Below are 12,635 nucleotides of genomic sequence, written 5' to 3'. Positions count from 1 at the left end.
CAGAGCGGTGTGCCGACGTGACCGAGGGTGAGGACCCGGGTACTCGCATAGATTGACCCGCATCAGTGCGAGCCGCCGCGCCCCGAAGCCGGTCGCCGCCCTTCCACCCTGACGCACCCTCGCCGGGCCACCCGGTGGATGTCGTCGTGCGCGCCCGCCGAGCGGCGCAAACCGAGGAGAATCGATGAGAAGAACGGCCATGCGTGTGCTGGTCGCGGTCGGCTCCGCGACCGTCGCCGCCACCACCCTGGCGGTCATGGCCTCGGCGGTGCCGGTCGCCCCGGCCGGCCCCCGGCAGGGCACCCTGACCCAGGTCGGCCCGCTCGCCGAGCACGGCTTCCCGGCCTGGTACGGCGACACCACCGGGCTCCGACTGGAGGCGTGCACGACCCTCGACGATCCGCTGTGCCCGGTCCTGGCCGACGAGGTGCCCAACCCGGACCAGCCGGTGTCCTATCCGGACAACTTCCCCGGCGAGTTCTTCTACCAGCTGGCCGGGGCGTCGCTCACGCTGACCGGCGGAGCCCGGGCGACGGTCGGACTCGACCTGGAGGGGGCGTGGGCCACCGACGCGGTCAAGGAGGGCGACCAGATGGTGTTCGGCCGGGTGCGGATCCGGTTCGCCGCGCCGACCGGTGAGCGGTACCGGATCACCCACCCGTACGGCATCGACGAGCTGGTCTCGGCCAACGGCGCGGTCAACTCCACGGAGGATGTCGGCACCGTCCCGGGCGCCTTCGGCGGTGCCCTGAACAGCCGGATCGGCCCGTTCCTGAAGTGGGACCCGGCGGTGGCCCCGGCCGCCCCGGCCGGGTACACCGGCAACCCGGCGGTCGAGCACCGCGTCGTGGGCAGCCCGTACGGCACGAACTTCGTCAAGATCGAGCGCCTGGACGCGGCCGGCGCGGTGGTCGCCGAGGTGGGCCGCACCGACCTGTTCAGCGTGCAGGGCCGGGTCGCCGGCACCTCGGGCCTGACCGTCTCGCAGGCCACCTACACCGTCGGCGCCGACGGCAAGGGCGTGATCGAGGTGTACGCCACCTCGGACGCGGGCCAGGCGCTCGCCGTCACCGGGGACAGCGCGGCCGGCTTCCGTACCACCCGGATGCGGGGTCAGGACGGCCGGTACTACGCCCGGCTGCCGGCGACCGGCGTGGTTCCGGCCGGTGTCGAGGTCGCCAACCTGAGCGACAGCCCGGCCACCCGCCGTACCCGCACGCTGACCGACGTGGTCACCGTCTCGAAGGCCGCGTACGACGCCACCCTGCACACCTTGACCGTGACCGCCGAGTCCAGCGACCGCGACGCCACCCCCGGCGTCCTGACCGTCACCGGGTTCGGCGCGCCGGGGGCCTCGCCGTTCACCGACCTGATGGCGCCGCCGGCCACCGTCACGGTGACCTCGTCCAAGGGCGGCTCGACCACCGTGCCGGTCACCGGTGCCGGTCCGGCCATGACCGCGGACGCTCCGGTCGCCGTGGCGACCGCGCCGGCCACGGCCACCGCCGGCCAGACCGTGACCCTGGACGGCAGCGGCTCACTCGGCGTGGTCGACTCCTGGGCCTGGAAGCAGACGGCCGGGCCCGCGGTGACCCTGACCGGGGCCACCACCGCCAAGCCCACCTTCGTCGCCGCGACCGCCGGCACGTACACGTTCCAGCTGGTGGCGACCGGTCCGGGTGGCGTCTCGAGCCCGGCGACGGCAACCATCGTGGTGGGCGCCGCGACCGGCACGCAGGCGGCGGCCGGCCCGGACCAGACGGTCCTGCGCGGGCGGACCGTCACCCTGGACGGCTCCGCGTCCCTCGGAGCGAACACCCTGGCCTGGCGGCAGCTCTCCGGGCCAGCCGTCACGCTGACCGGCGCGGGTACGGCCAAGCCGACCTTCACCCTGCCGTTGCTCACCCTGCCCGCCTCACCCGGCCCGAACGCGGCGTACACGGTGAACGCCGCCCCGCTGACCTTCGAACTCACCGCGACCGGCCCCTCCGGCACCAGCACCGACCAGGTCGTCGTCACCGCCCAGGCGGAGACCCTGTCAACGGTGGCCGCCCGCTACCGCACCCGCGGCGAATGGCGGATCAGCGGCACCAGCGACGTGCTGGCCGGCCAGGCGGTGGTGGCGGTGCTCGGCAGCGACCTCAAGGGCGTGGTGGTCGGCCGGGGCACGGTCGACGCGACCGGCGCGTTCGACCTGCGCCCGACCACCCCGGCACCGGGGACCGCGACCACGGTCAGCATCATCACCGCCACCGGCGGCCAGGCAACGGCGGTACCGATCACGATCACCAGCTGATCCGGAGTCCCCGCCGCGCCACCGCGCGGCGGGGGCAGGCTCCGGATTCACACCGCTCCGACCTGACCGTCGACGGCCATGATGGAGGCATGCGAATGCGGGTGCCGACCGGGCTGGCAGTGGTGCTTCTGATACTGGTCGGAGCGGGCACATTCTGGGCCGGCCGGGTGACGGACGGCGGGCCGGGACGGGCGCCCGACCGAGGGTACGACGCCGGGCACGCCGACGGCCTGCGCGAGGGCCGCGCGGAGCAAGCCACAGTGAACCTGCCGGCGACCGACAAGGCGATCTTCGACTCCGGCTACACGGCCGGGGCAACTGACGTCTTCAACGGCTACGACGGTGGCTGGGACTACAACGCCCCGTACGTCATCGTGCTGGCACCGGCCAGCCCGGCTGTCACCTACCGCATCGAATCGCGGACGCGCCTGGAGCCGGGCGTGGACTACTACCTCTGCCCCGACGGCCACGAGCTGTGCCAGCAGCCGCACTGACCCAGACGCCGGCGAGGCCGTGAACAACGCTGATGGTCCGCGCCGCCTGTCGGGGCGCGCCCACCGCACCGCGGGGTGTCCAGAGGTCGCCCCCGGAATCAACGAGCTCTAACAGCGACGCCCCGTTTCGCAGGCTGCCGCTCCTTCGCCGGATTGCTGGGCATCGTCGACAAAGGCGCGATTCGGGTGTGGCGTCTTCGAGTTAGTCTGCGATCCGTGAGCAGGCCGATGCAATGAGCCGGAGAATGTTGCGAGTAGTCGGCCACTGGGACGACCCGTCCGCGCCGGATGGTTGGCCAGATGTCCGTGACTTCATCCGTGACGACTTGCCGGCCGACGAGCGCGACGTGGTGGTCGATTTTCTGCGTTCGGGGACAGTGTTCGTAGCTTCCGCTGGATTTTCGGCTTGCCGCGTGTGCGGCATCCACAACGGCAGCACGGAGCTGACCGACGGGGAGCACTTCACCTGGCCGGAAGGCCTGGACCACTACGTGGAATCTCACGATGTCCGGCTCCCGGACGAGGTTGTGGAAGTCGCTCGCCGAGGCCCCGCTCGGCCCGTCGATCCGTACGCGATCGAGCGGGCACTGTTCGAGACGCGCCAGTTGACGATCGACGAGCAATGGTGGCGAAGTCTGCCAGCGATCATGAGCCGCCGGGACAAGCCGTCGGCCGATGAGCGGCAGCAGCGGCACCCGCAGGCGCGGATCGCGGCAGATCCGTACAGCTGACCATGAATGGTCCTGCGGAACCTTTGAGGCTTGCCGACGGGCGCCAGGCTCTCGGGCTACAGCCCTATCATCCCGTGGTGGCTTCCAAGACCTTGCTGGCACGCGGCGGGCTTACCTATGTCGATCGTCGTGACTTCACCCACGGCGACTCACTGCGCGTCGTCAGGCGGATGCGGTGGCCGTCGGTATGCCTCTGGGTCGAGGACAGCGAGTTGACTCTTTCGTCGCGGGCCGGCACCGACGTGCTGCAACACGCTGAGGTGACCGCATTGCCACACGGACCGATCTTGGCCAGGCATTGGGCCGTTGCACTCGCGGTGTCCTTCGACACCGCGGAACGTGACCAGGTTCTGCTTTTCTGGACTCCTCGTGCACGAGGAGTCCTTCGGGAACTGGCTCGGCGTGGTTGGGATGCCGATCCCCGCGCAGACGACTTCGTAACATAGTCCAAGACCTCCGAGTGCGCAGCTTCCAGCGCATCCTGCACCGCGATGATGGTGGGATGTGCCTCCATCCGGACCGTTCTGTCCGCGCGCCGGGCGATCGACCGCCAGGGGCGGCGACCGGCCCGCGTCGCAGAGCCGACAACAACCACCGGAAGGTGCCATTGTGGACGATCACCGCACGGTGGGAGGGTGCTCCGATGAGGCTTCGCGCACTGGCTGCAGCCGTCCTGGCCGCAGTGCTCGTCGTGGTCGTCCCGGCACCGGCGCGAGCCGACGACGTGCACGTGCTCCCGTTCGATCCGGTCGCCGTCGACGATCCGGAGGCGCTGCTGGAGCTCTACCGGGAGCCCACCGGGGCGCAGCGCGCCCTGCCGGTGCCGCCGCGCTGCGGGGCGGGCGCCGCCGACCCGGTGCCGGACGGGCAGCCGATCCGGGTCAGTCTGCCGCCCGGCCCGACGTTCACCGTCGGCAGCATCCCGGCCTCGTGGTGGCGCCAACCGCCGTCCGCCGACCCGCTGTGGCGGCTGCGCTTCCTGGGGATGATGTGGGTGCGCCCGCTCGCGGTCCGGGCCGCCCGCGATGATCAGCCCAAGTCGCTCGCCGTGCTCGCCGAGCAGATCGCGGCGTTCCACCGGCAGAATCCCGACCCGAAGACCTCGGCGTACGGCTGGGACGAGGGTACGGCGCTGCGCCGGCTGGAGTCGGAGAACTGCCTGTACGCGATGACCCGCTCGGCGTCGCTGAAGCAAGGCATGAACGCCGACGTGGCGGTGCTGCTCAGCTCGCGCTACTACGGCCCGCCGTACCGGCCGGTGCACAACCACGGGCTGATGGCGAACCTGCAGCTGTTCCGGGCCGGGGTGCTGCTCAACAAGACGGCCTGGCAGTCGATCGCCGTGCAGCGGCTGACCAGCGAGGCCCCGCAGGCGTTCTCCCGGCGCGGCACGACCTGGGAGCAGGCGTCGGCGTACCAGGGCACCATCGCGGGCCTGTGGGAGCAGGCAGCGGTGGTCCTCGAGGAGCGGCCGGGCTCGGAGGCGGCCGCGGCGTCGATCCGGCGTACGGTCGCCGCCGCCCGCATCGTCGCCCAGTGGATGACCGAACCGGACGGCAAGGTCGTCCAGGTCGGCGACTCCGACCTGATCGCCGGCACCCCGAGCACGCTCACCGAGCCCGGCGTGTTCCGCGACGACCAGGCCGGCTGGGTGATCGGGCGCTGGTCCTGGAACGACCCGGCCACCAGCCACTACACCATCCGGTACGGCCCGCCGCGGCGCGCGCACGGCCACCACGACCGGGCCGGCGGGGTCACCTGGTCCACCAAGGGCGTCCGGGTGCTGGTCGGCCCGGGCCGGTACACCTCCGATCTCAAGTCCGCCTTCTCCGCCTACCAGCTGGGCCCGCGCGGGCAGAACACGGCGGTCCCCAGCGGCCGCGCGGCCGGTAATGGAGCCGCCGCGGTCACCGCCGCGCGCCTCCGATCCGCCGCGCACAACTGGACGATCGACGACAAGGTTTACGGCATCGCCCATACCCGAGGCGTCTACGTCACCCGCGACGTCCCCAGCCTCACCGTGTCCGACGTCTTCGCCGGCAACCCCCGGTGGCGGCAGTACTGGCACCTGGAACCGGCCTGGACCCACGTGTCGGGCGGCGCGAACGGCAACCGGCTGGTGTTCGCCCACCCCAGCGGGCGGCGGCTCACCATCACCACCACCGGCCTGGTGTCCGGCGTCGTCCGCGGCGTCAAGCAGCCGGTGCAGGGCTACAACTTCCCGGACTACGGCATCCGCTACCCGGCGTACGAGATCTCGATCCGCTCGGACGGACGGGCGAGCACCACCTTCGTGGTGAGCTGAGCGCTCCCCGCCGCGACCGGGACAGCGCCACGAGCCGGCTAGAGACGGTCGGCCAGGGCGACGGTGAAAGCCTTGACCTGGTCCGGCGTGCTCGTCTGGTCGGGCTGGACCGTGATGGTGACCACCAGGTTGCTGACCCGCACATAGAAATCACGATCCCGGACGTACGCGTCGTCGCCGACACCGGCCAACGGGGTCGCGCCCGGCCGGGAGCGGATGTCGCTCATCAGCTGCTTCGCACCGGCGATGTCGCGCACCGGTTCACTGAAGCTGACGGAGATCTTCGGCGCGTCGGCGTACTGCGGGTGGTCCTCCGGCAGCCGGAGGTCACAGGTCCCCAGCTTGCCGGCCGGCCGCAGCTCGTAGGGCACGCCCAGCTCGTCGACCACCGGCCGAATCTTGATGCACGCGCGTGGGGCCGTGTCGTAGCGTCCCTCCTTCTTCGTCACCACGTACCAGACACCGACACCGGCCGCGATCAGCAGGGCGGGCGCGAGGACGAGAACGATGAAAGCACGCAGGCGCATGGCCGCCGATCCTAGGTCAGGTCGCGGTCCTGATCGGTGCCGGCATGGACGGTGAGGAACCGTCCTGCCTGTCCGTGTGGGCCCTCTCGGCTTCGGCGCACAGGATTCGCTGCGCGCCGTCGCTGAGCCAGAAGGTTGTTCCAGCATGGTCGACGATCCGCATCTTGGCTGCACCGCGAGGCAGGACGGGTTCGATGACTTCGCCTGTCCCCAGATCGAACAGGCGCTGTCTGCCTTTCCATTCGCCGGTCGCGAACACAGGTGTGAGCAACACGTAGCGGCCCGAGGAGGTCGCCTTGCCGTTGATGCCGTGCTTACCCGGCAGGCGCTTCCATCCCGATTGTTGATAGAGCGGCTCGGTCACCGTCCCGTCCGTCGTGACACGGGTGATGGTGAAGAAGTCGGCCCCGTGCTTGCGCACGCTCGACGCATCCGACCCCTCTACGCAGACCAGCACGCTGCCGCTGTGGCCGACCGCGTCACCGATGATGCAGCTGCCGACCGATATGTCGGGGCTTTGGTTCAGTTCGTCGTCGCCGAATCGGTCGACCGGAAATCCGTCCGGGCCGAGAGTCCCGATCCGCGTCCAGGATGCGCTCGTCTCGTCGATGCGCAGGAACGCGAGGTATCGCGGGTTGCCCGTCGCGATCGGCGCATCAAGCACGACCACGTGCTCGGCAGCGAACGCGCCTCGGCTCGCGTGGCCGAACACCCGCGGCCGCTGCCCGTGCTCGGCGAAGCGATGCAGCACATCGTCGCCGGCGATCGCCATCTCACGCCGCAACCGCAGATCGGTTCCGTACACCCGCAGCGTGCCGGCATCGGCGATCACACCGAACGCGCCGTCGTCGAGCAAAACCGGCGCCGGAGCGTCATAGGCGTCGAACGGGTCACCCAACTCGTCGAGCAGCAGCGTCTGAACTACCTGATCGGCGATCGACACCAACGCGTACCGGGCACCGCCGTCCCACCACACGACTGCGTAGAACACTCCGACACCGGATACCAGACACGACCCCGCCCGCATCAGACCGCCCACCTCGTCCGGCAGCGTGAACTCGGCCGTCTTGGTCAGTCGCACGGAGCACCCTCTCGATTGTCGGACTGTTCACTCCCGGATCTTGTCGATGATCTACGGTGTCGTCCACCTACCGGTCGCCTCGCCCGAACACGCCGAAGACCCGTGAAGGAGCAGACAGTAGTGACGATCCCGACTGGTTACGGGCGTCCAGCGCCTACCAGGCCGGCGCCACCGACCCCTGGCCGCGATCGCGTCACGCGCCGCGTCACAGGGGACGGCTCATGGGACGGTTCGGCCCTGTGCAGGACCGAGAGTGGGGCGGGCGGGACTCGAACCCGCGACCGAGGGATTATGAGACCAAACGGGACGGTTGATCTACCTGCACTGATTGGTCAGGAGCTGCGGAAACGCTTGTCGTTGCTTGACAGCTTTGCGCTGCTCTTGCGGACCTCTCGCGGACTGGATGGGGACAGATTGACCTTGGTCGTGCGAGCGGGCAGGGCGCGCCGCGTTCGGCAGTCGCGGCGACCGAGGTATTCGGTGGCAAGCCGCGAAGCGGCGCGGCAGCAGTTCGCCGTGGGACTCGCAGTCACGGGCAGGCAAGTCGTGGTGTTCGATTTTCCTCTTTGGGTGGTGTGAAGAATTTGGAATCTGACGGTGTGCGGCGCCCCGCCTCGGCTTCGGTCAGATTGATCTAGCGGTGAGTAGATCACCTTTGTCGGTACGGGTCATTCTTTCGGGCGGATTGGATGGCCGGGTGGGGCGTCTTTTCTGGATCTTGAATGGGTGGTTTGGCGTTGATGAAGGGGTGCTGCCACAGTGGTGCGATGAATCGGATGGTGTTGGCGGTCGACGGTTCGGTCGGGGTGAGTGCGGCGGAGTTCACGGCCGGGTGGGCGCAGGAGCCGGACGCGGCGGCGGCCGGGCCGGCGGTGGTGGAGGAGTCGCCGGCGGGCGCGTTTCTGCCGGGCGTTACGGAGCTGGTGGTACTGCCGCTGGCGGTGAATCTGGCTGCCGCGGTGGTGTATGACGTGGTCCGGCGGGTGGTGTCGCGCGCGGCCCGCCGGCCGCGGGAGGTGTCGGAGATCGAGATTGCGGAGGTCACGACCGCAGGCGGGGATCGGGTGGTCGTGGTCCGGGCAAAGCGGAGCCTGTCGTGATCGACATTGTCGTGCGGGAAACCTCGCCTGCTACGGCCGACGATGCGTTTGCGGCGCGGGTGGAATTCGGGGATCGGGGCGGCGCGGACGTCACCGTGTCAATGCCGATCGACGAGGTCGGCGAGCGGTTGTTGGCGTGGTATTTCGAGGAGCATCTGCGGTACCCGTTCCTGGACAACGATTTGGAACGCGAGGCCGTCGAGCTGGTCGGCGAGTACGGGCAGTCGTTATTTCGGCAGGTATTCGCCGGAGAGGCGGCGTACGGGTATCGGGATGCCCGCCGGGTGGGGTTCGACGGTTATCGGTTGGTGGTGCGCGGTTCGGCGGGGTTTCAGCAGTTGCATTGGGAGGCGCTGCGCGATCCGGACGGCGGTGTGCAGCTGGCGTTGCGGATGCCGGTGTTGCGTCAGGACGCGGCGGCGCCGTTGCGGTATGACCTGCCGGCTCCGGCGCCGACGGTGAACATTCTGGTGGTGACGGCGCGGCCGTTCGGGCGTCGGGATGTGGGGTATCGGACGATTTCGCAGCCGTTGCTGGACGCGATCGGGCAGACGGATGTGCCGGTAACGGTGGACCTGGTCCGGCCGGGCACGTGGGCTGCGTTGCGTGACGCGTTACGGGTGGCTGAGCGCGATCATGGGCAGGGCTGGTATCAGGTGGTGCACTTCGATGTGCACGGCGGGTTCGGCACCCCGGGCAGCATGACCACCGACACCAACGGCGCCGGTGCAGGGGGCGGCGGTGCGACTCGGTATCTGTTCGACCCCGCCCACACCCCGGAGGCGGACGTCAAGCAGGGTTTCTTGTTCTTCGAGACCGGTCAGGCGGGGACGGCGCAGCCGGTGCCGTCGGTGCAGGTGGCCGGGCTGTTGGCGGAGCATCGGGTGGCGGTGGCGGTGTTGAACGCCTGCCAGTCTGCGATGCAGACGGGTGACGAGGCCAGCCTGGCGCATGATCTGGTCGCGGCAGGGGCGCCGGTCGCGGTGGGGATGGCGTACTCGGTGACGGTCAGCGCCGCGATGCGGGCGATGCCGGTGCTGTACGGGCGGCTGGCCGCCGGCGATGACCCGGTTCGGGCGGCGTTCGAGGCCCGGCGAACGTTGCACGACGTGAAGACCCGGCGCGCGTATTTCGAGCACGAGTTGGAGTTGGAGGACTGGATTCTGCCGGTGGTCTACGCCCAGCGCGACTCCCGGCTGGCCGTGCGCCCGATGACCTCCGCCGAAGAAGAGCTGTTCTATCGGCGGCGGGATCAGGTCGCAGTGGCGCCGGTGGTGGAGTACGGGTTCGTGGGCCGCGACCTGGACCTGCATGCGCTGGAACGGCTCCTGCTCACCGACGACCAGCAGACGCAGGTGCTGGTGCGAGGGCTGGCCGGAGCAGGGAAGTCGACGTTGTTAGCGCATGCCGGCTGGTGGTGGCAGCGCACTGGTCTGATCGACCAGGTGTTCACCTTCTCCTACGAGCAGCGGGCATGGAGCGTCGATCAGATCATCCGGCACATCGCCCAGCAGCAGTTGACGCCGGTGGAACTCTCGCAGTGGGACGCGCTCGGTGACGCAGCGAAGGCCGGCCGGATCACCACTCGGCTGCGGGCGGTCCGGCATCTGATCGTGTTGGACAACGCAGAATCGATCACCGCCAGCCCGGCGGCGATCCCGCACGCCCTGTCGGAGGCCGACCGGGAGCGGCTGGCCCGCTGGTTGGGTGGTCTGCGTGGAGGGCGAACGTTGCTGCTGGTAGGTTCGCGCGAGGCCGAAGCGTGGCTGGCCGGGGTCACGTTCACCGACCGCGCGTACGAGCTGCCCGGGTTGGATCCGCAGGCCGCGTCCGACCTGCTCGACCGGATCCTGCGCAGGCACGGCGCCAGCCGGTGGCTGTCGGACAACGTCGACGAGAGTGAACGGCACGCAGTGCAGGAGCTGATGCGTGTCCTGGACGGCTACCCGCTGCCGATGACCGTCGTGCTGCCCAACCTGGCCACCACCGCACCCAGCCAGGTCCTGGCCGAGTTCCACCGTGGCGATACCAACGCCGACCCGACCACGGCCGCGCGGAAGGCCATCGAGTACAGCCACGGTAAACTCGACCCCGCCCTGCAACAGTCGCTGCTGTTGCTCGCCCCCTTCACCACCAGCATCCCCACGCCTGCTCTGGGTGCCTACGCAGAAGCGCTACGCCTCGAGCTGGGACCCGACAGCCTCGACGGCGTCAACCTGGAGGCGGCGGTGGCGGAGTTGCAGCGCGTCGGGCTCGCCACCGACCACCCGGCGTTCCGCGGGTTTGTGCAGGTTGTTCCAGTGTTGCCGTTCTTCCTTCGCAACCGGATTCACGACCAACCCGACCTCGCTCGCGCTACCGGGCAGGCGCACTACCAGCTTTACACCGACCTCGCTTCGATGCTGCACAGCATGCTCCTGAGCCACGAGCCGCAGCAGCGGGCGGCCGGGCAGGCGGGCGTGGCCGCGGAATACGCCAACCTCACCGCCGCGCTCAGCCACGCCCAACGCAACACCCAACCGACAACACCCCTCATCGGTCCACTTGAGGAGTTCCTCGACCAAACCCAGCAACATTACGCCCGACGACAACTGCTCGATGACGCCATCGCCCGCCATCCCGCCACCGACGATCCCGACCAGCAATACGAACTCGCCACGCTGCACAACCTCGCAGGGAATGCGGCTGTGGCGCAGCGGCGTCTCGACGACGCCTATCGCCACCACCAAACCGAACTCGCCATCAGCGAGACCTTGAACAAGCGACAGGGGCAAGGCGTCACCTACCACCAGCTCGGCAGGGTTGCGCAGGAGCAGCGGCGGTTCGAGCAGGCCGAGCAGCACTACCGGCAAGCCCTCGATATCAAGCTGGAGTTCGGCGACCGGCACACCGCCGCCCGCACCTACCACGCGCTCGGCGTGGTTGCGCAGGAGCAGCGGCGGTTCGAGCAGTCCGAGCAGCACTACCGGCAAGCCCTCGACATCTTCCTGGAGTTCGGCGACCGGCACAGCGCCGCCGGCATTTACCACCAGCTCGGCAGGGTTGCGCAGGAGCAGCGGCGGTTCGAGCAGTCCGAGCAGCACTACCGGCAAGCCCTCGACATCTTCCTGGAGTTCGGCGACCGGCACACCGCCGCCCGCACCTACCACCAGCTCGGCGTGGTTGCGCAGGAGCAGCGGCGGCTCGAGCAGTCCGAGCAGCACTACCGGCAAGCCCTCGACATCTTCCTGGAGTTCGGCGACCGGCACAGCGCCGCCGGCATCTACCACCAGCTCGGCATGAGCGCGCAGGAGCAGCGGCGGCTCGAGCAGGCCGAGCAGCACTACCGGCAAGCCCTCGACATCTTCCTGGAGTTCGGCGACCGGCACACCGCCGCCGCCACCTACCACGCGCTCGGCATGAGCGCGCAGGAGCAGCGGCGGCTCAAGCAGTCCGAGCAGCACTACCGGCAAGCCCTCGACATCTTCCTGGAGTTCGGCGACCGGCACAGCGCCGCCCGCACCTACCACCAACTCGGCGTGGTTGCGCAGGAGCAGCGGCGGCTCAAGCAGTCCGAGCAGCACTACCGGCAAGCCCTCGACATCTTCCTGGAGTTCGGCGACCGGCACACCGCCGCCAGCACCTGCCACCGGCTCGGCAGCCTTTATATGGAGCTCGAACGTCACGCCGACACCGCCCCGCTCCTACTTCAAGCTTCGATCTACTGGCACGACAGCTATCGGACCTGGCCTACGGAGACGCTCGTCCTGCTCCGCCAACTGCGCAAGTCCCTACCACCGACGCAGTTCCGGCAGGCCACCAACGAAATCATCCCGGTCGACTTGCGTGAGAGCTTTTACACCGCGCTCGATGCAAACGGCAATCTCAACGGCTGAGTCGCATCGCGGTCAGCTTGGGCGGCACGATAGGTAGAACGTCGCCCGGAACCGGCCGGCGGGCTGGCCGATGCCGGCGCTTGCGCCGCCAGCAGGCCGAGCCCGTCCGGCGCGCCGCGCTTACGCGGCGCCTTGATTCAAAAAAGATCAATTCGGCAGTACCTCGGTGCCCACTCGGTGTCCTCCCCAGGGTGATGTGCGACAGTCGTCCGCCAACTGATCCGCG

9 protein-coding genes are annotated in these 12,635 nt (G+C 69.4%); 7 read left to right on the top strand and 2 right to left on the bottom strand.

Annotated elements, in window-relative coordinates:
* Positions 1-184 precede the first annotated feature (184 nt).
* From ACWEOZ_RS32890 to ACWEOZ_RS32870, 5 genes are all read left to right on the top strand, one after another.
* Complete coding sequence (locus ACWEOZ_RS32890) at positions 185-2,296, top strand: PKD domain-containing protein (RefSeq protein WP_451914565.1); 2,112 nt, start codon at positions 185-187, stop codon at positions 2,294-2,296.
* Between the two features lie 89 nt (positions 2,297-2,385).
* On the top strand, positions 2,386-2,790 hold the full coding sequence (locus tag ACWEOZ_RS32885; protein WP_451914564.1) for a hypothetical protein: 405 nt from the start codon (positions 2,386-2,388) through the stop codon (positions 2,788-2,790).
* Between the two features lie 245 nt (positions 2,791-3,035).
* Entirely contained in the window at positions 3,036-3,521 is a 486-nt protein-coding gene (locus ACWEOZ_RS32880) for a hypothetical protein (RefSeq protein ID WP_451914563.1), read from the top strand.
* 77 nt (positions 3,522-3,598) lie between these two features.
* Complete coding sequence (locus tag ACWEOZ_RS32875; protein ID WP_451914562.1) at positions 3,599-3,967, top strand: hypothetical protein; 369 nt, start codon at positions 3,599-3,601, stop codon at positions 3,965-3,967.
* Positions 3,968-4,164: 197 nt separating this feature from the next.
* Entirely contained in the window at positions 4,165-5,826 is a 1,662-nt protein-coding gene (locus tag ACWEOZ_RS32870) for a hypothetical protein (RefSeq protein ID WP_451914561.1), read from the top strand.
* Positions 5,827-5,864: 38 nt separating this feature from the next.
* Here ACWEOZ_RS32870 and ACWEOZ_RS32865 read toward each other — a convergent pair whose 3' ends face one another.
* Together ACWEOZ_RS32865 and ACWEOZ_RS32860 are read right to left on the bottom strand one after the other, a co-directional pair.
* Complete coding sequence (locus tag ACWEOZ_RS32865) at positions 5,865-6,353, bottom strand: hypothetical protein (protein ID WP_451914560.1); 489 nt, start codon at positions 6,351-6,353, stop codon at positions 5,865-5,867.
* Positions 6,354-6,369: 16 nt separating this feature from the next.
* Positions 6,370-7,434, bottom strand: a complete 1,065-nt coding sequence (locus tag ACWEOZ_RS32860) for a hypothetical protein (protein WP_451914559.1) — start codon at positions 7,432-7,434, stop codon at positions 6,370-6,372.
* Between the two features lie 767 nt (positions 7,435-8,201).
* On the opposite strand from ACWEOZ_RS32860, the gene ACWEOZ_RS32855 reads away from it, so the two are divergent.
* Entirely contained in the window at positions 8,202-8,534 is a 333-nt protein-coding gene (locus tag ACWEOZ_RS32855; protein WP_451914558.1) for a hypothetical protein, read from the top strand.
* Positions 8,531-12,409, top strand: coding sequence for a tetratricopeptide repeat protein (locus ACWEOZ_RS32850; RefSeq protein ID WP_451914557.1), 3,879 nt, complete (start codon positions 8,531-8,533; stop codon positions 12,407-12,409). The genes ACWEOZ_RS32855 and ACWEOZ_RS32850 overlap by 4 nt, the downstream gene beginning before the upstream one ends.
* The last annotated feature ends 226 nt before the right edge of the window (positions 12,410-12,635 follow it).

It is taken from the genome of Actinoplanes sp. NPDC004185 (assembly GCF_053603475.1).
The sequence above is the reverse complement of the archived record's forward strand: the minus strand, read 5'-3'. Positions and strand labels throughout refer to the sequence as shown.

Coding starts and splice junctions, on each gene's coding strand:
- ACWEOZ_RS32855 (WP_451914558.1), top strand. CDS start 8,202: ATGAATCGGATGGTGTTGGCGGTCGACGGTTCGGTCGGGGTGAGTGCG.
- ACWEOZ_RS32885 (WP_451914564.1), top strand. CDS start 2,386: ATGCGAATGCGGGTGCCGACCGGGCTGGCAGTGGTGCTTCTGATACTG.
- ACWEOZ_RS32870 (WP_451914561.1), top strand. CDS start 4,165: ATGAGGCTTCGCGCACTGGCTGCAGCCGTCCTGGCCGCAGTGCTCGTC.
- ACWEOZ_RS32890 (WP_451914565.1), top strand. CDS start 185: ATGAGAAGAACGGCCATGCGTGTGCTGGTCGCGGTCGGCTCCGCGACC.
- ACWEOZ_RS32880 (WP_451914563.1), top strand. CDS start 3,036: ATGTTGCGAGTAGTCGGCCACTGGGACGACCCGTCCGCGCCGGATGGT.
- ACWEOZ_RS32865 (WP_451914560.1), bottom strand. CDS start 6,353: ATGCGCCTGCGTGCTTTCATCGTTCTCGTCCTCGCGCCCGCCCTGCTG.